Raw genomic sequence first — 20498 nt, forward strand, 5'->3', positions numbered from 1 at the left:
AACGAAAAAAGAACGTCATGCTGAGCGCAGTCGAAGCATCTCCACCGCTTCGTTGCACGACTTGGACGAAGCGGTAGAGATGCTTCGACTGCGCTCAGCATGACAGCCAAATTTTAGCATCGGTTCCTAATTTAGGAACAAGTCTACTGTATTCCTGAGGATTGCCCACGTAGAGGTGGGCCGTTAGGGCCGTGCCGGCCAGAATCAGCAGCGGGTGCGGCAGCGTCACGATGACGGTGATTTTCATTTCCCGGGCCTCGATTTTCTTCCCCAGTAGCTCGGGCGTGCAGCCCGGCAATAAACATGGCAATGATGAGGTGGGTGAAAAAGTTGAGGAGTCCCACGCCGCCGCCCCGTAAAAGGCGTTGGTCATCATGCCCAGCAACTGCACGAGACCCGACAGCGGCATAAGTGAGTCGTGCATGGAGTTGACCGACCCTCAGCCGATGACGGTGTTGGTGATGCTCCGGTAAGCTGAAGCCGCCGCCCCGAACCGGATTCCCTTGCCTTCCATGGCCCCCAGCGCCTGACTGACGCCCAACTGGCTGGGTTGCCGTGCCGGGGCCAGCAGAGCCCCGAAGCCCACGGTCATCACCCCGAAAATCATGCAGGTCAGCTGGCGGCACTTCAGGTAAAAGCTCAGCGCAAATACCATGGCCATGGAGTGAGGGCTAGGGCAATGTTCTGGCCGGCCGGCGGCCGATTCGTGGCACCACCCTGAAGGAGGCTACCGCCGGAAATTCATAACCTTTGTTTCGAACCGGACCGGCACTGAGCCGTACTTTTGCTACTATATTCTGTCTGATGGCTGTTACCCAATTCGTCCGCCCACTGGTGCGGCCCTTTACCGAGTTCTTTCGTCGCGAGGCGGCGGGAAGCATCGTGCTGCTGCTGAGTGCCGTGCTGGCCCTGGTGCTGGCCAATACCAGCTGGGGTCCGGCCCGGTATTTCCCGGCGTTGTGGGATGAGCATCTGCGCATCGCCTTCAACGGCCTGGTGCTGGACAAAAGCCTGCTGCACTGGATCAACGACGGACTGATGACGGTGTTTTTCCTGATCGTGGGCCTGGAAATCAAGCGGGAGGTGCTGGATGGCGAGCTGGCTACCGTGCGGCAAGCGGCCTTGCCGCTGGCGGCTGCGCTGGGCGGAATGCTGATGCCGGCCCTGCTTTTCACGCTCTTCAACCGCGGCACGCCCACGGCCGGGGGCTGGGGCATCCCAATGGCCACCGACATTGCGTTTGCCCTGGCCGTGCTCCAGCTGCTGGGCCCGCGGGTGCCGCTGGGCCTCAAGGTGTTTCTCACCGCCCTGGCCATTGCCGATGACCTGGGGGCGGTGCTCGTCATTGCCGGGTTCTACACCCACGAGCTGCACCTGAACTTTCTCTACCTGGCCCTAGCCACCTGGGCCGGGTTGCTGGGCCTCAATGGGCTAGGGGTACGGAGCCTGTGGCTGTATCTTACATTAGGAGTACTGCTGTGGTACTTCACGCTGCAATCGGGCATCCATGCCACCCTGGCCGGCGTGCTGCTGGCCGTGGCCATTCCGACTCGCATCGGCCACGAACGACCGGCCCTGCTGCGCCTGCTGGAAGCGCGGCTGCGCTTTCTCAACGACGAGGTACACGGGGCCGACGCCGACCCGCGCACCATCAGCGAGGAGCTGGAAGAGCTGGCCGAAACCATCAGCTCGCCGGCGCAAAAGCTGGAGCAGCGGCTGCACTCGGTGGTCGCTTTCGGGATTGTCCCGCTGTTTGCCTTCGCCAATACCAGCCTCGTTATTGATGCCTCGGTGTTTGGCGAGCTATTCTCCCCGCTGGGCCTGGGCATTATGGTGGGGCTGCTGGTAGGCAAGCCCCTGGGCATCGGGCTGCTGGCCTGGCTTGCCGTGCGCCTGGGCTGGGCCACGCTCCCGCCCGGCGTGACGTGGCGGCACCTGTGGGGAGCCGGCGTGCTGGGCGGCATCGGCTTCACGATGTCGCTGTTCATCACCCTGCTGGCCCTGGGCGAGCATTCCCCGGGCGAAGCCGTGGCCAAGCTGGCCATCCTGCTGGCCTCGCTGGTGTCGGGCATGGTGGGCTACCTGCTATTGAGGGCTACTCATGCTAGCCCCGGCCCGTAAGCGGCGGAATCAAACTCAGCTTTCCTGGTCGCCGGCAAGTGGCCGCCGGGTACTCATGCTAGCTCAGGCCGCGGTTCAGGAATTCGACCAAAGGCTGCAGCCCCCGGAAAGCGTCCGTTACGTGGGTACGGAAACCGGGGGCCAGCACGTTGGCATCAGTGAGCGGATGCGCGGCGGTAAAGCTTTTCAGCTTGAGGTAGGGCAAAGCGGGGTTATCGGCCTCGTAGCCTTTCGGGGGGCGCTTTAAGGTGTTCTCCTGGCTCAGGCCGCTGAAGTAGCGGCTGAATTCCGGCCCGGCCAGCCGCCGCTCGAAGGCGGGCAGGTCGTAGTCGATTTCCTGCCGGATGGCGGCCAGCGCGGGAGCGTCAGGCATATACAGGCCGCCGGCCACGAAGGAGCCGCCCGGCTCCAGGTTCAGGTAGTAGCCGGCCGTGGGCGCGCCCTTGCCCCCGGCGTTGAACCAGGCCCCGAAGTTGGATTTGTAGGGCGACTTGTCGGCCGAGAACCGCACGTCGCGGTTGATGCGGAACACGCACTTTTTGGGCTGGAGGTGAGACTCCGCAATGGCCGGGTCGGCAGCTTCAGCGTCGGCCAGCAGGTCGGTTACCAGCGCCAGGAAATCGGCGCGGGCCGCCTCATAGGCCGGCCGTTGCGCGTCGAACCACGGTTTGCTGTTGTTGGCCTGGAGGCCGCTGAGAAAGGTCAGAGTCGTAGAGCGGAGCATGAACGGCGGATTAGACCGGCAAGTACGCTCCTGGCGGGCAAACTACCAGTACGGCTGAACGGCTGCCCGTTCTGTGTGGCTCTGGTCCGCCGCCCGGTTTCTTGCAGATTGGGTGGTCACCTCCCGACGGAAATGGAGTCGGCTCCGGCCCCCGATGCCTGCCGGTTGCCGGTGGAGTACCCTACTCCTCTAGCCCGTACTCCTGCCTCTTGCGGTAGAGCGTGGTCACGGCCACGTTCAGCATGCGGGCGGCCTTGGCCTTATTGCCGTGGGCTTCGGCCAGCACCTGACGGATGTGGTGCAGCTCGGCCGTACGCAGGGGGCGGTCGTGGGAGGCGTTGGGGGTGATGGTTGGCGTAGCGGACAGGTAGTGCAGCTCGGCGGGCAGGTCGTCGACGGTCAGCAGGTCGTGGTCGGCCAGGATTACGGCCCGCTCCAGCACGTTTTTCAGCTCCCGCACATTGCCCCGCCGGTTGTAGGGGGGTTGGGTAGCGCAACGGGCTCCATGCCCCGCAGCCGCTTGCGCAGCTTGGCAGCGTAGAGCTGCACGAAGTGCCGGGCCAGGGGCTCAATATCCTCGCGGCGCACGTCCAGACCCGGATGCGCACTCAAACAGCTTCTAACGGGTAGACAACTGGGCGCTACTGCGTCGGGCCGGTATCGACGCGGGCTTCCAGAGTGGCCTGCACGGCCGTGGGCACCCGGCTCATGATATCATAGCCGGTGGCCTGCTCAATGGCATCCACGGAGGTGCGGTAGCCGCCCCAGCTGGTGCTCACCGCGTTGTCGTTGGGCGTATCGACGGCAATAATGCGGGTCGTGCTCAGCACGCGGGCCGCGTCGTTGGTGCCGGTGGGTAGCACCACAATGACCTTCCAGATCCGCCGGGGCACTGTGATACGACCGTTATCCAGCGTTTCCTGGTAGCCGTTCGAGCCCGTGCCGCCTTTGCCATAGTTGCCCATAAGGATATAGAGCTCATTGCCCCCACCCACCAGCGTGCGGCAGTAGTCTTCGAGGCTGGCCCAGGTGCGCTGGTTGTTAGTGGGGGCCTGGGGTACCATGTTGGTCATCAGGAAAGTAGCGGAGTTATCGGCTGTAGTGCTGGTACGGTCGGCCGAGGGGCAGTTATGGCCCCGGTCGAAGCCCGAGCTCACGTAGCTGCTGCTGCCCACCGCGTACCAGCTCGCGGGTAGCGCCGCGTCGGCACGGAAGTCATCCTGCCGGGCGGCGGTGCCCAGCCACTCTGGGCTCAGGTGCCAGCTTACCCAATTGGGAATTCCTTTGTCGCGGTGGTAGGAAAGCGCATACTGGGGTTTGAGCAGCAGATAATTGGTGGGCTGCTGCGCATCGGTGGTAGCCCCGCTGGGGTTGCCCAGCGTGAGGTGCTCCGGCAGGGCAGTGTCGGGAGCGGGCGGTGCTACGTCTTTCTCCGTGTCGCAGGAGCCGGCCAGCAGGCCCAGCAGCAAGAGAGCGGCAACGGAAAACGCAGGGGTGGCAGTAGGCATAATGAGCGGCAAATAGGAGTGAGGCAGCTGGGAGCGGAAGCGCAAAGAACGCCAGACGGCGGCACAACGCCCCGGCTGGGCCAGAGCGGCTCGACTCGCGTGACTCGATAAGGTGAGGGTGAAGCGGCCCGGCCTGCGCCCCAACACCGCGCCAAAAGCACGCTGTTATGAAAAAATACCCTGCCAAAACGGAAGGGTTTTCTTGCAAGGTTAACCGGTATATGCGCGTATTATAATTTTTAGTGTCTAATAATCAATGTATTACAAGTGGTAAGCGGGCGGGCCGCGCGCGGCGGCATTGGTCTTGGCACTAGGGCCCTATCACCAGTCACCTGAATGCCGCCCCCATGGACCTTTTCGACAATCTGACCAAAGCCGCCAAAGATTTCTTCGTCGAAGGCAACGACTCCACCGTGCCCACGCCGGCCCGGCCCGGCGCCAACGCCCCGCTGGTCCCGCCAGTACCTCAGCAGCTGCCGGTTTCGCCCGGCCCCGGCTCCTTTGCCCTGAGCCAGCCGCTGACGAGCCCGCCCGAGCAGCGCCACCTCGACCACGTCGCGGCCCTGCTGGCCGGCGACGGCAAGGATTTCGTGGCCTACACCAAAATGGTAAAGAGTATGGCGGCCAGTGGGCTGGCCGGGCCGGTGCTCTACCAAACGGCCTTTCACGCCTTTGCTGCCGTCACGGGCCTCGACGCGCCCACGCTGCTGGCCTCGGCTGAGCAATTCGAGCACAAGCTCGCCTCCGACCGCAACAAAGTGCTGGAGCGCCACCAGGAAAAGCTCGGCGAAATCAAGATCCTGAATGCCAAGCCCAGCGCCATTGTGCAGCTGGCGGGGCAGGAGCAGCAGCTCCAGGCCGATCTGGCCGAGTTGACGCGGCAGCTGGAAGCGAAAAGTCAGCAGCTGCAGGCCACCCAGCAGCAGCTGGTGGCCGAGCGCCAGAAAGCCCAGGCCGCGCTGGCGTCCTACGAGCTGGCCAGCAATGCCGCCGCCGCCGATTTGCAGGCCCACCGCCAGGCCGCGCACTCCTTCCTGCTGGGCCTGGTGAAGTAGGCCGCTTATCACTACTCCCGTTTCGCCGCCTCACTACGCGCCATTCCGCCCCATTTCCCGCATTCTCTCACTCCTTCACCTTTTCTCTATGAATACGTTCCTTCCTGACGACCAGCCAACGGGTTTGCCCAAATGGCAACAGCCCGAAAAGGTAGCGGGCTGGGTTTTTCTGGCCGCCGCCGCCGGTGCGGGCCTCTACTTCTGGGGAGCCATCGTGCCCTATCTGGTCGACATCGTCTTCGACACGGTGAAGCTGGGTATCGGCCTGGGGGCGCTGTTTCTGCTGTTTCTTATCCTGACCAGCAAGCGCATCAAAGCCGGCCTCTGGTACGCGGGGCAGCGCATCTTTCGCACCGCAGCGGGCATTTTCGTCGAAACGGACCCGATTGGCATCATGCAGGACTACATCCGCAACACGGAGAAGGAAGCCCGCAACATGGAGGCCGAAGTGGGCCACATAGATGGCGCCCACGAGTTGGTGAAGAAGAAGATGGCCGGCAACAAGCAGCAGCAGCAGGATTACCTGCGCCTGGCCGACTCGGCTGCCCGCAAGGGCGAGAAGGACTTCGCGGAGTCGTATGCCTCGCGGGCCGCGCAGCTCGACGACTACAACAACCGCCTGCAGCCCATGCTCTCGACCACGGCCAACGTGACGCTGGTCATGCGCCAGATTCTGAAAGCGGCCCTGCGCCAGATCGACAACTCGAAGTTCAAAGTCAACCTGCTCAAGGATGAGTACGAGCTGGTGAAGCGCACCAGCTCCGGCATGCGGGCCGCCATGAACATCCTGCGCGGCGACCCCGACAAGAAGTACTTCTTCGATATGGCCACCGACCGCGTGGCCCAGGATATGGCCCAGCAGCTGGGGCAGATCAAGCAGGCCATGCGCTACTCGCAGGAGTTCGTGAAGGAAATGGACATCCAGAACGGCGTGATGAGCGAGAAGGGCCAGCGCCTGCTGGAGAAATACCAGAAAGGCGACTTCAACACGCTGCTCAACGAAAAACCCGGCACCCGAAGCACGGCTGCCACCGCCAAAGCCACCAACGACGCCTATTCCAGCCTGCTGGACTAAAGAGCTAGCGGGAAAAATTCCCCTCCTTTTTTAAGGAGGGGTGCCCGAAGGGCAGGGTGGTGAAGCCGTTGAACGACGACTGGAATTTGCCTGCTGACTACATCAAATTTCTTGCTGCCCCGGAAGTGCCCGCCAAAGGCGCGGCCGACAAACCACCCCGGCCTTCGGCCACCCCTCCTTAAAAAAGAAGAGGAACTCAAACAACCTTCTCCAAAACTTCCCTTTTTTCAACTAATACCATGACAACTCGCGGTAAAATCGTAATCGGTGCCCTAATTGTGACCTTGCTCTATTTCGGCATCAACAAGCTCATCGGCAGCGGTATTCTCTTCAAAAAGGCCACCACCGAGTCGGTGCTGCTCAACTCCATCGAACTGCCCACCCAAACCGGCAGCGGCCGCCCCAACACTGCCGTGCCGCTGGCGCCGCTGCCGGGCAGCACGCCCACCGAAAAAGGCGCGGCCGTGACCTGGGAGGTAATGGCCTGGAACTCGCAGATGGCCGGCATGCTGGCCAACGGCGGCCCCCGCACCACGCAGGGCTCCAGCATGGCGGCCAACGGCCTCGATATGCAGATCGTGCGGCAGGACGACGTGGCCAAGATGCAGGCCGACCTGGTGAAAAATGCCCTGGACCTGCACAACAACCCCGCCGCGCCCGGCCTCATCGTCAGCATTATGGGCGACGGGCTGCCCGCCTTCTCGGCCGTGCAGAGTCAGCTGGAAAAGGCGGGTACGGGCCTGCAGATTCTGCCCTATAGCCCCGGCAAGTCCTTCGGCGAAGACAAGCTGATGGGCCCCAAGGAGTGGCTCGATGACCCCAAGCTGGCCCTGGGCAAAACCATTGCCTGCTACTTGCGCGACGGCGACCAGAATATTGCCCTGAAATGGTGCGCCGACAACGGCCTGAAAGTAAACCCCGACGAAACTACCTACGACCCCGAGGCCGTGAACTTTATGGCCGCCACCGATTTTCTGGTAGCCGCCGAAAAGTACATCGTCGGCAAGCCCGAGCAACGCACCAAAGTGGTGAAAGGCCGGGATACCGGCGTGAAAGTGGACGTAGTGGCCGACGGCGTGGCCACCTGGACGCCCGGCGACGTGAACATTGCCCAGCAAAAAGGCGGCTTGGTGAACATCGTTTCGACCAAGGACTACTCGAACCAGATGCCCAACATTATGGTGACCACCAAGCTCTGGTACGACGCCCACCTTAAGGAAGTAGAAGGTATCATGACGGCGCTGGCCGTGGCCGGCGACCAGGTGAAAACTCACCCCGAGGCGCTGCGCCATGCCGCCGATATTTCGGCCGCCGTGTACGGCGAGAAGGACAAGCCGGGGGCCTACTGGCTACGCTACTACAAAGGCGTGAGCGAAGCCGACCGCACCGGGCAGGTGGTGGAGCTGGGCGGCAGCAAGGTCTTCAACTTCAGTGATAACCTGGCGCTGTTTGGCCTCGAAGAAGGCGGCACCAACATCTATGCCTCGGTGTACAAAACCTTCGGTGACGTGCAAAGCAAGCTCTACCCCAAGGAGCTGCCCAGCTACGTGCCCCTCGACCAGATGCTGGACCTCACGCCGCTCAAAAAGCTGCAAAGTCAGTACAAGGGCAAGGCTATTGCCCCGGCCGAGAAGCAGCAGTTTGCCGCCGACGATGAAATCCGCCAGAGCGTGAGCAAGCGGGCCTGGAACATCGAGTTTGCAACCGGCAAAAGCACCTTCACGCCCGCCGCCGAGCAGGAGCTGACCCAGCTCTTTGATGACCTGGTGGTGGCCGGCCGCCTGAAGGTAGCCGTGCACGGCCACACCGATAACCAGGGCGACCCGCAGCGCAACCAGCAGCTTTCCGAGGACCGCGCCCTGGCCGTGCAGCAGTGGCTGGCCCGCAAAAGCACCAGCGCTTTCCCCGCCGGCCGCGTGCAGGTGTACGCCCACGGGGCCACCGAGCCGCTGGTCAGCAACACGGCCCCCGCCGGCCGGGCCAAAAACCGCCGCGTGGAAATCGTGCTGGGTAAGTAAGCAAGCTCCTCGATCAGGCGCCGCAGAACGGGTGAAAGCGCGCCCTGCGGTGCGTGTCGAAGCAGTGCTACTCCTGTTGCCTAAAGCGTATGTATATGAAAGAGCTGTTTGCCCCCAATGCCCACCCCAGCCGGCCGGTGTTTGCCGGCATGGTGGCCGCGCAGGTGTTCGTGCTGGGGCTGCTGTGGGCCTTCTACCCGCTGCAATTGTTTCCCAGCCTCGGCGACGTGCTGCGGGCCCTGGGCAGCCTGACCACCAGCCAGGGCCTGCTGCAGGAGCTGTGGGCCAGCATGACCACGGCGTTGCAGGCCCTGGCCATCGGCACGGGGCTGGCCCTGCTGATTTCCTACCTCACGGCGCTGCCTTTTTTTCGGCCCATTGCCTACGCCGCCACCAAGATGCGCTACCTCACGCTCACCGGCCTCACGTTTTTTATGGCGCTGCTGCTCAATTCGGGCCACCAGGTGAAGCTCTCGGTGCTGGTGTTTGCCACCACGGTGTACCTCGTCACGGGTATGACGAGCGTGATTCTGACCACTACGCAGGAAGAAATGGACCACGCCCGCACCCTGGGGCTGGGCGAGTGGCGCAGCTTTTTCGAAGTAGTGGTGCGGGGCAAGCTCGATTTGATGCTGGAAGTGGTGCGCCAAAACTTCGCCATCATCTGGACCATGATTACGCTGGTCGAAACCCTCTACCAGTCCGAAGGCGGCATTGGTCTGCTGCTCTACAAGCAGAACCGCTACCTGCACCTCGATGGCGTGCTGGCCATTCAGCTCGTCATCCTGGCCACCGGGGCCGCCCAGGACTATGGGTTCGGGCTGCTGCGCCGGGTATTTTTTCCCCATGCGGCGTTGGCGGCGGCGCGCTAGGCGGCTGCGGCTAGGTGGCCAGTGAACAAAAAGAACGTCATGCTGAGCGAAGTCGAAGCATCTCGCGTGCCATGGTAATCAAACTGCTAATGCTCGCGAGGTACTTCGACTTCGCTCAGTAAATAGGCCAGAATAGATGTTTTGGGCCACCGTTCACATGCCCCAAAGCGTGGACAGTAAAGAAATAGGCCCCGTCACAACTTTTCTGCACGAGCTTATTTATGAAGTTGTTTAGAAAGTCGCCAACTGTAATCAGCACGTCATGCTGAGCTTGTCGAAGCATCTCTACCGCTTCTTTGAACGGCACCTACGAAGCGGTAGAGATGCTTCGACAAGCTCAGCATGACGTTCTTTTGACTTTCTAAACAGCTTCTATGTGACAAGCGGTGTCACAAATTTTTTAGTAGAAAATAAAGTGTGACACCGCTTGTCACACTTTTCCTCATCTGAGTAAAAGTTGTGACAGAAGCTTTGGCAGCCTTCGCCGTTGCCAACAGCAGCCGGCTGATACCCTGCCATCATCCTTTTCCACCCATCCTACTTCCCCGTCCATGACTCCTTATGTGCATAAAGAACCCCTGCTGACGCTCGATAACGTGTCGATGAGCTACAATGGCGAGGTGGTGCTGCGCGACATCAGCGCTCAGGTGTGCGACGTGGTGCGGCCCCACATGACCCAGGGCCAGGTCGTGGGGTTCTACGGCCGCTCGGGCATCGGCAAATCGGTGCTGTGCCGCATCATTGCCGGCCTCACGCCCCCGGCCGCCGGCACGGTGAAGGTGGGCCAGGAGCAGCGCCCCGTGCGGGCCGGCGACGTGGGCCTGGTGCAGCAGCGCTACCCGCTGTTCAACCACCGCACGCTGGCCGACAACCTGCTGCTGGCCGCCAGCCGCCAGCACGACCCCGATAGGGCCCAGCGCGAAGTGGCGGCCTTCCTCGACCGGTTTCGGCTCACGCCGCACCGCCAGAAGTATCCGGCCCAGCTCTCGGGCGGCCAGCGCCAGCGGGCGGCCATTGCCCAGCAGCTGCTGTGCTCCGACCACCTGATTCTGCTCGACGAGCCGTTTTCGGGCCTCGATGTGGCCATGATCGACGAGGTCAAGAAGATTATTCTGGAAGTAACCACGATGGACGAGCTCAACACAGTGGTCATCGTGTCGCACGATATTGCCACCACCACGGCGCTGTCGGATACGCTGTGGCTGCTGGGCTACGAGCGGGATGCGGCCGGGCAGGTGCTGCCCGGGGCCACCATCAGCAAAGACCACCAGTACGATCTGGCCGGCATGGGCCTGGCCTGGCACCCCCAGGTGGAGGCCGAGCCGGAGTTCAACCGCTTCGTGGAGGAGCTGAAAAATGAAATTCGCGCGGTCTGAGGTTGCTGTCCGGCAAGGGTTACTTTTGCCTCGCAGTTGCCTTCATTTCCTTACGCTCCGTTTTGCTATGCCCACCGGTACGCTACTTATCATCGACGACGAAACCAGCTTCCGCCAGCTGCTGGCGCGGGTGCTGGAGCGGGAAGGCTACACCATTCTGCAAGCCCCCGACGCCCGCCGGGGCCTCGACACGCTGGCCCAGCACGCCGGGCAGGTGCTCGTCGTGTTGTCCGACGTGAAGCTGCCCGATGCCCACGGCGTGGAGCTTATTGCCCGGCTGCGCGCCAAGTGCCCCGACGCCGAAATCGTGCTCATGACGGCCTATGGCACTATTCCCGACGGGGTGCAGGCCATGAAGCAGGGCGCGTTCGACTACGTTACCAAGGGCGACTCGGAGGAGCAGCTGTTCGTCATCGTGGAGCGGGCCGCCGACAAGGCCCAGCTGCGCCGCCGCGTGAGCGAGCTGGAACGCCGGGTGCATCAGCAGCACAGCTTCGAAACCATGATTGGCCACTCGCCCGCGTTGCGGGCCGCCCAGCACCTGGCCCGGCAAGTAGCCGCCACCGACAGCACGGTGTTGCTGGAAGGCCCCACGGGCTCGGGCAAGGAGCTCTTTGCCCAGGCCATTCACCAGGCCAGCCCGCGCCGGAGCAAGCCCTTCGTGGCCGTCAACTGCTCGGCTTTTCCCAAGGATTTGCTCGAATCGGAGCTGTTCGGCTACAAGAAGGGCGCGTTTACCGGGGCGCTCACCGATAAGAAAGGGCTGTTGGAAGAAGCCCACGGCGGCACGCTGTTTCTGGATGAAATCGGGGAGCTGGAGCTCAACGTACAGGCCAAGTTTCTGCGGGTGCTCGAAACCCAGACCTTCACCAAGCTCGGCGACACCAAGCCCAGCCAGGTGAACGTGCGCATCGTGGCCGCCACCAACCGCAACCTCAAGCTGGAAGCGGCCGAAAGCCGGTTTCGCCCCGATCTGTACTACCGTCTTTCCGTCTTCACCATCGATTTGCCGCCGCTCAAAGCCCGCGAAACCGATGTGCCCGCGTTGGCTTCCCACTTCCTGCAGTACTTCGCCACCCGCCTCAAAAAGCGCCTCCCGGGCCTGGATGCCGAGTGTCTGCGGCTGCTGCAGGCCTACGACTGGCCGGGCAATGTGCGGGAGCTGAAAAACGTGCTCGAACGGGCCGCCATTCTCACCCCCGACAATGAACTGGTGGCGGCTCACCTGCTGCCCACCGAGTTTTACGCCCTGCCCGGAGCCGCTCGCGCCGCCGACGACCCCCACGACCGGAGCCTGCGGGCCGTGGAAGCCCGCCATATCCGGCAGCTGCTGACCGAGGCAGACGGCAACAAAACCGAAGCCGCCCGCCAGCTCGGCATTGGCCTCACTACGCTCTACCGCAAGCTCCAGGAATACGGTCTGTCGGCCTGAGAACAGGAGTAGGGGAGTTGGCAACAGGCGTTGAGAACATCCTGTTGCAGTGACTGTCAGTCCGCGCGCCGCCGAGGAATCCCGCGGGCACGGGTAGTTGCTTACGCTGGTCGTAGAGATGCTTCGGCGGCGCGCACGCCGGAGCAAGCAGGACGGAAGTACTGCGTTTGTGAACTGTCAAATACGCCCTGATCCGTCATTCCCGCCCCTTGTATATATGACGCTAAAGAATCGAATCCGGCTGAGCGTGCTGAGCATGCTGCTGCTGCTGCTCATCGTGGGCGGCTATGGCTACAGCGTCCTCACGCGCCTCGACCACCGGGCCCAGTACGTGCAAAAGGCCAATATCTACTCCGTGGAATTGGGCCAGCAGATGCTGTGGGCCCTGAGCGGCCTGGCCCTGGAGCCCGCCCGCCCCACGGCGCTGCCCGCGTTACGCCGGGCCCTCACCCGCGAAGCCTCCAATATCACCGAGCCCGGCGAGGCTGCGCTGGTCGATAGCCTCACCCAGAATCTGGCCGACTACCAAGGCTTGGTTGACAGCCAAGCGGCTAACACGGCCCGGCAAGCGGAGCTGCAGCAGCTCCTTGCCCAAACGCACCGGTTGCTAACCCTGAACCTGCGGGCGTCTGCCCGGCAGGCCCGGGCGGCTACCCGGGCGGTAGGAGCCGCCCAAACGACCCTGCTGCTGGTGGTGGCGCTCAGCGCCGCGCTGGGAGTGAGCCTGGTGCTGCGCCTGCCCCGTATTGTGGTGCGGCCCCTGGGGCGACTCAGCGCCAATATTGCGCTGGCCACCAACCCGGCCACCGGGGCCCGGCTGCCGGTAGAGCGGCAGGATGAAGTCGGGACCGTAGCCCAGGCCTTCAACCGCGTGCTGGGCCAGATGCAGGACCTGCGTACGGCTACCCGCGCCGAGCTCCTGATGCAGCGCAACCGCATGGCGAGCATCGTGCAGGGCCTCGATGAAGGTCTGTTGCTGATCGACCAGAACCGCCGCATTATTCTCGTCAACCCCGTCGCCAGCGACTTGCTGGGCCAGCCCGCCGAGGCCCTCATTGGGCGGCTGGCCGCCGACGTGGCTCAGCACAACGAATTTCTGCAGAAGCTGCTGGCCGCCGAAGCCGCCGCCACGGCGCGGGAAACCCCGGCCGCCCCCGAATACACCATCACCCGCCACGGCGAGGACACGTACTACCGGCTGTCGGTGAGCCCTATTTTGTCGTTCAATGACGTGACGGCCCAAACCGAGTTCGTGGGCCATATTCTCTCCCTGCGCAACGTTTCCGACTTCAAAAAGCTGGATCAGGTGAAGTCCAATTTCCTGGCTACGGTGTCGCACGAGCTCAAAACGCCGCTGGCCAGCATCAATCTGAGCTTAAAGCTGCTCCAGGACGAGCGCACCGATGCCACGGAGCGGCAGCGCATCGCCGGGGGCATCCGGCTCGAAACCCAGCGCCTGCTGCGCATGGTGGGCGAGCTGATTGACGTGTCGCGCCTCGACGCGGGCGTGGGCATCAAGCTGAACCCCGAGCCGGTGGCCCTGGCCCTGGTCATGGACTACGCCGATGATACCATTATGGCCCAGCTGGAGGACAAGGAGCTGACGCTGCGCTACGAGCTGCCCGCCGATCTGCCGGCCGTGCGGGCCGACCTGGAGAAGACTACCTGGGTGGTTATCAACCTGATGGCGAATGCCATCCGCTATTCGCCCGCCGGCGAAACCATCGTTATCAGCGCCGTGCACCACGCCCACCTGGTGCAGGTGAGCGTGCGCGACTGTGGCCCCGGCATCGCGCCGGAATACCACGAGCGGGTGTTCAAGCGCTTCGCGCACATTCCCACCAAAGACGGCCAGAAAGGCGGTTCCGGACTGGGTCTAAGCATTTCCCGGGAGTTTATCACTTCCCAGGGCGGCCAGCTGTGGGTCGAAAGCCAGCCCGGCTGCGGCAGTATATTTCACTTCACGCTGCCCGTAGTGTGAGCTGTTGGGGGCGCTGGTGAACAAACAAAGTGGCCCAAACGCCAGAAGGGACTGCCACGGCAGTCCCTTCTGAGGTACTATACTTAAGTGAAATCCTGTGGCCCGAGTAAAATACTGCCCTGGCGCTAGTTTAGCCACACGGTATGCAGCATCTGGAACCGGTGCGGGGCATAGGCATTGTAGTACGGAGCCTCGGCCTGGAAACCCAGGATGTGAATCAGGGGCATACCCTCCAGGTGCGACTCGACAACGCGTACGGGGTAGAGCTGACCTTCTTCGGGCCAGTCGCCGATGTGGTTGAAGGGGCGGCTGCCGGCGTCAATGCAGCGGGCATAGTCCACGAACGGGGCGTGGGTGGTGGCTTCGGCCAGGGTTAGGTTCGCGACTTCGTGAGGCATGGAGCAAAGGTAAGAGACAAATGGGGTTGGGGCACTATGCTAAGTTTCCCTCCGAAATACCGTCTAACACGCCCGGCGGAGTTCGGATTCCTAAGATAGAGAAATTACTTTCCCCACCGCCTGCCGGGCTGGCTTTTGTATCTGCCTAAAAAAAAGACTGTCTGTCAGGTTGTTAGCGCGACAGAGTCCGCTCTTTCCCATCTGGGCGGCCGGGCTGGGGGAGCGGGCGGAAAAAAGAGCCGATTCTCGTTGGTTGCCCAACCTGCGGAGCGGCTCAATCCCGTATGTTGGCCCAGGGCCGGGAAATGCGGAGCCAACCCGCTACTTTGCTGCCTGAGCCCTCCTTTTTCAGGGGGTGCCGTTTTCTCATTCTTTTCTCCCCATGCAGCTGCAGGAAGTCCACAATCCGCAGCAGGCGCGCGAATTCCTGGAATTCCCGGTGCGCCTGTACCGCCCCGACCCGAACTACATCCGTCCACTCGACAAAGATATCGAGCAGGTGTTCAATTCTGAGCGCAACAAATACTTTCGGCACGGGGCCCTGGCCCGCTGGCTGCTGCTCGACGCGCAGGGGCTTACCATTGGCCGGGTGGCCGCTTTCGTGAATGAGCGCACCGCCCACACCTTCGACCAGCCCACCGGCGGTATGGGTTTCTTCGAGTGCATCGACGACCAGGCGGCGGCCACCGTGCTGCTCGATGCGGGTCGCGACTGGTTGTCCGCCCGCGGCATGCAGGCCATGGACGGCCCCATCAACTTTGGTGACCGGGACCAGTGGTGGGGCTTGCTGATCGAGAACTTTGGCCCCCCCGTGTACGGGCAGAACTACAACCCGCCTTACTATCGGCGCTTGCTCGAAACGTATGGCTTTGCGCTGTACTTCAAGCAGTATACCTACTTCCGCAAGGTGGACGCGCCCTTGTCGCCTGAGTATCAGCTGCGGGCGCAGGAGCTGCTCGTGGACCCCGATTACAGCTTCGAGCACCTGCGGCTGAGCAATCTGGCCCGCTACACCGAAGACTTCCGCCAGGTGTACAACAAAGCCTGGGTGAAGCACGACGGCGTGAAGGAAATGACCCCGGAGCAGGCTACCAACATCATGCGCAAGCTGCGGCCCATCATCGACGAGAAAGTGTGCTGGTTTGGCTATTACCAAGGCGCGCCCATCGGCTTTTTTATTGCCCTGCCCGAGCTCAACGAGCTGTTTCGCTATGTTGATGGTCGCCTCGACTGGCTGGGCAAGCTCAAGTTTGCCTACCACCGCTGGCGCGGGGCCGTGCGCACACTCACCGGCATTGCCTTCGGCATCACGCCCGAGCACCAGGGTAAGGGGCTGGAAATGAGCTTTATTCTGGCCGCCAGCAAAGTGGTGCAAGACAAGCACAAGGTGCACTACGAGGACTTTGTGATGAACTGGATTGGCGACTTCAACCCCAAAATGATGTCGGTGGCCGAGAAAATAGGCGGGGAAATCTGGCGGCAGCACGCCACGTTCCGCTACCTGTTCGACCGGCAGAAGGAATTCCACCGCGCCCCAATTATTGAATAAGGCTCGGCATCTGTTGTCTTATAACTGGAAGAAATGCCCAAAAAAAGGCCGCCTCTGGATAGAGGCGGCCTTTTTTCAGTGTCAGCAATTAGCTGTCTACTCTGCTAGAAGCTATAGCCCACGCTGGCCGTGATATTGCGGGGCAGGATAGGGCGCACCAGATTGTAGGCCGACTGCGAAGGAGTCTTGCCATTGCTCGGGTTGAGCGTCTGGTCGTCCACGAACTTCTGGCTGGTGGCGGCGCTGTTCTCGCCGTTGCGGGCGGCGGCATCGCCGTAGCCGAGGGTGTTGAGAATGTTAGAGCCCTGCACCGATAGCCGGACGCCCTGTAGCGCCCCGGCGAAATTGTAGCCCAGGCCGCCGAAGAGCACCCCGTAGCTAGGCAGCAGAATGGTGTTGCGGCGGTTGGCATACCGGTCGCCGAAAAATCGGTAATTGCTGAACACGTCGAACCCGGCCCGGCTGTACTCAAAGCCGGCTTCGAGCAGGATGTCGGGCGTGTCTTCGAGGCGGTTGCCGTCGATGGAAACCAGCGCTCCGGTTTCGTCCAGCTGCTTGAACTCCACGATGCGCGGGGCCTGCAGCGTGCCGATACCGCGCAGAGTGAGGCCCGTTACGGGCTGGAAGGTAATTTCCGCTTCCAGGCCGGCATTCTGCACCGAGCCGCGCTGGCGGTTCAGGGTAAACGAGCCGTCGGGATTTACCTGCTGAATGGTGAAGGGAATGTTGGTATTGCGGCTGTAGAAGGTCGTCAGACCCAGGCCCAGGCGGTCGGTGCTGGCCTTCACGCCGATTTCGGCCTGCTGCACCCGCTGCACGGAGCCGCGGACGGTAGAGTTGCCGGTTTTGTCCTCCGGGTCGGAGCCGAACGCCCATTGGTCGTTGGTCGGTACCACGCCCGAGTTGGAATAGCGACCATATAAGGCCGTGCGCGGGTCGAGCTTGTAATTGACGCCTATCGAGCCGTTCACCGTCTCAAACAGGAAATCCCAGCTGCGGAACTCGCCGGTATTCTGCAGGTAGGAGTTGTCGTACTGCGTGAGATAGTTGCCGTCGAGGCCACCGTTCTGGTACACCGGGTTGGTGGCGCGGGTCGGCGTGAAGTTGAAGTTGAACCGCGTATCGGGCCGCTGTACCGCTGCCGATTTGCCGGCCCGCCCAAAGTTGTGGCTGGCTTCGTAGCGCACGCCCAGGTCGAGGTGCAGCTTCTCACTGATAGCCCACTCATCGCCCAAAAATACGCTGTTGATCTGGGTGGTGCCGTCGGTGTTGGCCAGCACGCCGCCGCTGGTGCCGAAGCTGTAGGCCAGAAAGCCGTTCTGGGTGGCCTGGATGTCCTGGCCCCCGAAGAAAAAGCCCGCCGGGCCCTGCGCCGTCTTAATGGTCAGGTTGAGCAGACGGGGCCGATTGGCCACTTCCTGCACGATCTGATTGTAGCTGAGCTGCTCCTTAATGGTGTAGCGCGACGCGTACCAGCCGCCGCTGAGGTGGTGGCCGCCTACGGTTTTGCTGATCTGCAGCTTGTTGATTACGTTGGTGGCAGGCTTCTCGTCGGGAAAGATACCGGCAATGTTCACCAGCCCGTTGCCATTGAAGTTGAAATTGCCGCCGGTGGGCGTAATCACGCCGTTCGGGTTGGCTGTGGTCGGCGCGGTGTAGCTGCCGCTGGCCACCAGGGCATTATTGTCGGCGTAGCGCAATTCGAAGCCATTGGCTCCCAGGGCGCCAAAGCCGCGGAGGTACGACTGGGCCAGGCCCACGCCCGGAATGGGCGGCGTCAGGTCATACACGCCGTCAGTGCTCAGGTTGGCGTCGAGCAGGCGGGCATTGTCCTGTAGGGTGAAGCCGTTGCCCAGGTCGAAGAATACTTCCGAGCTGATGGATTTGTAGCGGGTATGCTGCCCATCGGCCAGGTCGCGGTTGAGTGTGCCCTGCCCATTATTGAACGGGTTGGGCAGGCTATGGAAGCGCTGATACTCCGAGTACATCGTGCCCCGGTGCAGGTCGGGCCCGCCCGGAATTTGCTCCGGGTTGTTCAGATTTTGGTACGGAATGCTGGTCAAATACGCAACCCGGTCATTCAGGTATTTGCCATACAGACGCACGTAGCCATTTTTCAGGGTGTAGGTCATGTTGGCTTTCACCTGGCCGCCCCGGTTCATGGGGTAGCCGGCGTACTTGGTGCCCACGTCGTAGCGGTAAAAGCCACCCACGTTAAACCGTAGCGGCGTGCCCTTGATGGGGCCGCCCAGGTTGGCATCGACCCGCTGCAGGCCGCCGAGCTGGGCAAAGCCGGAGCGGTCGGAAGAAAAGCCCTGGTCGCCGCCAGTGAGTTTCAGCGTGCCGCTGAGCTGGGCCGAGTTGCCGGTTTTGCTCAGAAAGTTGATCAGGCCGCCCGGGGCGTTGTTGGCCTGAATGGCCGCCGAGCCGCCCCGCACCACTTCCAGCCGGTCGAGCGTCTCATCCACGCGCATGTGAATGTCGCTTTTGGCAAAGGTTAAAGAGCCGACTTCCAGCAGGGGCAGGCCGTCTTCCAGCAGCTGCAGAAAGCCGAAGCCCGATTCGGCGTTGGCTGGCAGGCCGCGGGCCGACACGGAGTTGGCCGCTTCCCCGCCGTCGGAATTTACCCGGAAGCCGGGCACGGCCATGAGCAGATCGGCGGTGCCCCGCGACACGCGGGTCTGAATCTGGCGGGCACTGAGGGTCGTGACAGCCGTTGAGCTTTCCAGCTTGCTCTGCGGGTTGAAGGTGCCCGTCACGACTACGCCGTCCATCAGCAGCGCGTCTTCAGCCAGGGCGGCATTCATCACCGGGTTCTGGGTGGCATCCACCGTTATGGTCTGGGTAGCCGTGCGATACCCCAGAAACGAGGTCGTAACCGTGTAGGTGCCGGGGCCTATGCCGCTGAGCTCAAACTGGCCCTGGGCGTTGGTAGTCGTGTTGCGGCCCGAAGGCTGAAGTACTACAGTGGCCCCGACAAGGGGCTGGCCCTGCGCGTCACGAATCTGGCCGCTGACGCGGCCCGTGTCCTGGGCCAGAGCGGGCATCGCCGTGGCGCAAACCAGGCCAAGGCCCGGCAGCCACTGGCGGAAATGAGTAGGGGTTAGCTGCATAAATGAGAGGAAGGGAAATGAAGAAGGCGCGGTAGGTGTTGCCCAAACCGCCCGCAAATACGCGGTAGCCGCGCAGGCGGTTTGACGTACGCAGGATTTTTGTATATAGGCTATATACAACACTTGTTCCTGAATTAGAAGTGACATAAAAAAGGACGTCATGCTGAGCCTGTCGAAGCATCTCTCCCGCTTCGTTCGCATGGTTGAGAGTACTGTTGCGGTAGAGATGCTTCGACAGGCTCAGCATGACGTCCTTTTTTCGTTTCGCTTTATTCAGGAACAAGTCTACAGTATAACTGGATGGTCGTTCTACCTCCGTCGCGGAGTAGTACCAGTCTGCCGCCTTTTCCAGCACCGGTCTGGCTGGGTGAAATCCGCTTACTTTGTTGGGCGTAGCGGCGTGCAAATCTAAAGTAGAATGCGTTGCGTACATCTGTCCGGTTCTTTAAATTATACACTTTCTTGCCTCGTTCCATGCGGTTTTTGCCCCGTTTGCTGTTGTTTGCTCTGCTTGCGTTTACTTCGGCCTGCCAGAGCGCCTGTAGCTATGTGCGCTACTTCATTCCCCTCAATCCCACTTCCAAGAACGGCCAGCCCGTAGACCACACCGCCTGGAACGGACTGCTGAAAAAGTATGTCGACAGCCGCGGAATGGTAAACTATGCCGGGTTTAAGGCCGACAGCGCCGCCCTGAATGGCTATCTGACCGTACTGCGCGACAACCTGCCCACCGACAAGTGGAACGACCAGCAGCGGCTCGCCTATTGGATTAATGCCTATAACGCCTTTACCATCCAGCGCGTCATCCGGGCGTATCCCATCAAAAGCATCAAGGACTTGGGGGGCGACAAAACGCTGGTAAACACTGTCTGGGACCAGCGCTTTATCCAGCTCGGCGACGAGAAGTTCACGCTCAACGACCTGGAGCAGCGCATCATGCGCAAGCAGTTCGAAGAGCCGCGCATCCACTTTGCTTTGGTCTGCGCGGCTATGTCGTGCCCCAAGCTGCGCAACGAAGCCTACACGGCCGAGCGCCTCACCGCCCAGCTCGACGAGCAGGGCCGGGACTTTATGAACGACCCAACCAAAAACCAGCTCACGCCGCCGGCTTCGCCCAAGGTGTCGGCTATTTTTAGCTTCTACCCCAAGGATTTCGAGAAAAACAAAGGCTCCATTCAGCAGACCATCAACCGCTACGCCACCCAGAAGGTGAATCCGGACGCTGCTTTGTCCTACATGGAATACGACTGGGCCCTGAACGTGCAGAAGTAGGAAC

At 62.0% G+C, this 20498-nt stretch carries 16 protein-coding genes and 1 pseudogene; 10 read left to right on the top strand and 7 right to left on the bottom strand.

Translation table 11 applies throughout. From position 1 onward, the window contains the following. Positions 1-94: 94 nt before the first annotated feature. Positions 95-661, bottom strand: a pseudogene (locus E5J99_RS05880) (potassium-transporting ATPase subunit KdpA). 143 nt (positions 662-804) lie between these two features. Between E5J99_RS05880 and nhaA the strand changes: the two are divergent. Continuing rightward, the gene (nhaA, locus tag E5J99_RS05885) at positions 805-2121 is read left to right on the top strand and encodes a Na+/H+ antiporter NhaA (protein WP_135496793.1); all 1317 of its coding nucleotides are present in this window, start codon (positions 805-807) and stop codon (positions 2119-2121) included. A 58-nt stretch (positions 2122-2179) separates the two neighbouring features. On the opposite strand, the gene E5J99_RS05890 is transcribed toward nhaA, so the two are convergent. From E5J99_RS05890 to E5J99_RS05900, 4 genes are all read right to left on the bottom strand, one after another. Next, positions 2180-2845, bottom strand: a complete 666-nt coding sequence (locus E5J99_RS05890; protein ID WP_135496794.1) for a DUF2461 domain-containing protein — start codon at positions 2843-2845, stop codon at positions 2180-2182. Positions 2846-3026: 181 nt separating this feature from the next. After that, positions 3027-3305 carry a helix-turn-helix domain-containing protein gene (locus E5J99_RS05895; RefSeq protein ID WP_135496795.1) on the bottom strand — a complete coding sequence of 93 codons (279 nt, stop codon included), beginning with the start codon at positions 3303-3305 and terminating at the stop codon, positions 3027-3029. Then, positions 3293-3457: a hypothetical protein gene (locus tag E5J99_RS21195; protein ID WP_167852013.1), complete on the bottom strand. Its 165-nt coding sequence runs from the start codon at positions 3455-3457 to the stop codon at positions 3293-3295. Before E5J99_RS21195 ends, E5J99_RS05895 begins: the two co-directional genes overlap by 13 nt. A gap of 29 nt (positions 3458-3486) precedes the next feature. Next, positions 3487-4353, bottom strand: a complete 867-nt coding sequence (locus E5J99_RS05900; RefSeq protein WP_135496796.1) for a DNA/RNA non-specific endonuclease — start codon at positions 4351-4353, stop codon at positions 3487-3489. Between the two features lie 347 nt (positions 4354-4700). On the opposite strand from E5J99_RS05900, the gene E5J99_RS05905 reads away from it, so the two are divergent. The 7 genes from E5J99_RS05905 to E5J99_RS05935 all read left to right on the top strand — a co-directional run bounded on the left by E5J99_RS05905 (position 4701) and on the right by E5J99_RS05935 (position 14162). Continuing rightward, a complete protein-coding gene (locus tag E5J99_RS05905) occupies positions 4701-5408 on the top strand; it encodes a hypothetical protein (protein WP_135496797.1) in 708 nt (235 codons plus the stop codon). 88 nt (positions 5409-5496) lie between these two features. Then, positions 5497-6483 (top strand): PspA/IM30 family protein, encoded by a 987-nt coding sequence (locus tag E5J99_RS05910; RefSeq protein ID WP_135496798.1) that lies wholly within the window; start codon positions 5497-5499, stop codon positions 6481-6483. A 239-nt stretch (positions 6484-6722) separates the two neighbouring features. Beyond that, positions 6723-8501, top strand: coding sequence for an OmpA family protein (locus E5J99_RS05915; protein ID WP_135496799.1), 1779 nt, complete (start codon positions 6723-6725; stop codon positions 8499-8501). A 95-nt stretch (positions 8502-8596) separates the two neighbouring features. Next, positions 8597-9373, top strand: a complete 777-nt coding sequence (locus E5J99_RS05920; RefSeq protein WP_135496800.1) for an ABC transporter permease — start codon at positions 8597-8599, stop codon at positions 9371-9373. Positions 9374-9924: 551 nt separating this feature from the next. Then, positions 9925-10749: an ATP-binding cassette domain-containing protein gene (locus tag E5J99_RS05925; protein ID WP_135496801.1), complete on the top strand. Its 825-nt coding sequence runs from the start codon at positions 9925-9927 to the stop codon at positions 10747-10749. Between the two features lie 67 nt (positions 10750-10816). Next, entirely contained in the window at positions 10817-12181 is a 1365-nt protein-coding gene (locus tag E5J99_RS05930; protein ID WP_135496802.1) for a sigma-54-dependent transcriptional regulator, read from the top strand. A 217-nt stretch (positions 12182-12398) separates the two neighbouring features. Then, positions 12399-14162 carry a sensor histidine kinase gene (locus E5J99_RS05935; RefSeq protein ID WP_167852014.1) on the top strand — a complete coding sequence of 588 codons (1764 nt, stop codon included), beginning with the start codon at positions 12399-12401 and terminating at the stop codon, positions 14160-14162. 125 nt (positions 14163-14287) lie between these two features. On the opposite strand, the gene E5J99_RS05940 is transcribed toward E5J99_RS05935, so the two are convergent. Next, positions 14288-14560: a hypothetical protein gene (locus E5J99_RS05940; protein ID WP_135496804.1), complete on the bottom strand. Its 273-nt coding sequence runs from the start codon at positions 14558-14560 to the stop codon at positions 14288-14290. Between the two features lie 382 nt (positions 14561-14942). On the opposite strand from E5J99_RS05940, the gene E5J99_RS05945 reads away from it, so the two are divergent. Beyond that, complete coding sequence (locus tag E5J99_RS05945; RefSeq protein ID WP_135496805.1) at positions 14943-16109, top strand: hypothetical protein; 1167 nt, start codon at positions 14943-14945, stop codon at positions 16107-16109. A 104-nt stretch (positions 16110-16213) separates the two neighbouring features. Here E5J99_RS05945 and E5J99_RS05950 read toward each other — a convergent pair whose 3' ends face one another. Further along, positions 16214-19222, bottom strand: coding sequence for a TonB-dependent receptor (locus E5J99_RS05950; RefSeq protein WP_167852015.1), 3009 nt, complete (start codon positions 19220-19222; stop codon positions 16214-16216). Positions 19223-19696: 474 nt separating this feature from the next. Here E5J99_RS05950 and E5J99_RS05955 point away from each other — a divergent pair, with 474 nt between their 5' ends. Further along, positions 19697-20494 (top strand): DUF547 domain-containing protein, encoded by a 798-nt coding sequence (locus tag E5J99_RS05955; protein WP_135496807.1) that lies wholly within the window; start codon positions 19697-19699, stop codon positions 20492-20494. The last annotated feature ends 4 nt before the right edge of the window (positions 20495-20498 follow it).

Origin of the sequence: Hymenobacter elongatus, from assembly GCF_004745955.1 — a bacterium.
In the GTDB taxonomy this organism is placed as follows: domain Bacteria; phylum Bacteroidota; class Bacteroidia; order Cytophagales; family Hymenobacteraceae; genus Hymenobacter; species Hymenobacter elongatus.

Excerpts from the sequence above, each read along its gene's own strand:
- E5J99_RS05940 (WP_135496804.1), bottom strand. The coding sequence starts at position 14,560 with ATGCCTCACGAAGTCGCGAACCTAACCCTGGCCGAAGCCACCACCCAC.
- E5J99_RS05945 (WP_135496805.1), top strand. The coding sequence starts at position 14,943 with ATGCAGCTGCAGGAAGTCCACAATCCGCAGCAGGCGCGCGAATTCCTG.
- E5J99_RS05910 (WP_135496798.1), top strand. The coding sequence starts at position 5,497 with ATGAATACGTTCCTTCCTGACGACCAGCCAACGGGTTTGCCCAAATGG.
- E5J99_RS05915 (WP_135496799.1), top strand. The coding sequence starts at position 6,723 with ATGACAACTCGCGGTAAAATCGTAATCGGTGCCCTAATTGTGACCTTG.
- E5J99_RS05925 (WP_135496801.1), top strand. The coding sequence starts at position 9,925 with ATGACTCCTTATGTGCATAAAGAACCCCTGCTGACGCTCGATAACGTG.
- E5J99_RS05920 (WP_135496800.1), top strand. The coding sequence starts at position 8,597 with ATGAAAGAGCTGTTTGCCCCCAATGCCCACCCCAGCCGGCCGGTGTTT.
- E5J99_RS05905 (WP_135496797.1), top strand. The coding sequence starts at position 4,701 with ATGGACCTTTTCGACAATCTGACCAAAGCCGCCAAAGATTTCTTCGTC.
- E5J99_RS05890 (WP_135496794.1), bottom strand. The coding sequence starts at position 2,845 with ATGCTCCGCTCTACGACTCTGACCTTTCTCAGCGGCCTCCAGGCCAAC.
- E5J99_RS05935 (WP_167852014.1), top strand. The coding sequence starts at position 12,399 with ATGACGCTAAAGAATCGAATCCGGCTGAGCGTGCTGAGCATGCTGCTG.
- nhaA (WP_135496793.1), top strand. The coding sequence starts at position 805 with ATGGCTGTTACCCAATTCGTCCGCCCACTGGTGCGGCCCTTTACCGAG.
- E5J99_RS05930 (WP_135496802.1), top strand. The coding sequence starts at position 10,817 with ATGCCCACCGGTACGCTACTTATCATCGACGACGAAACCAGCTTCCGC.
- E5J99_RS05955 (WP_135496807.1), top strand. The coding sequence starts at position 19,697 with ATGCGGTTTTTGCCCCGTTTGCTGTTGTTTGCTCTGCTTGCGTTTACT.
- E5J99_RS05950 (WP_167852015.1), bottom strand. The coding sequence starts at position 19,222 with ATGCAGCTAACCCCTACTCATTTCCGCCAGTGGCTGCCGGGCCTTGGC.
- E5J99_RS05900 (WP_135496796.1), bottom strand. The coding sequence starts at position 4,353 with ATGCCTACTGCCACCCCTGCGTTTTCCGTTGCCGCTCTCTTGCTGCTG.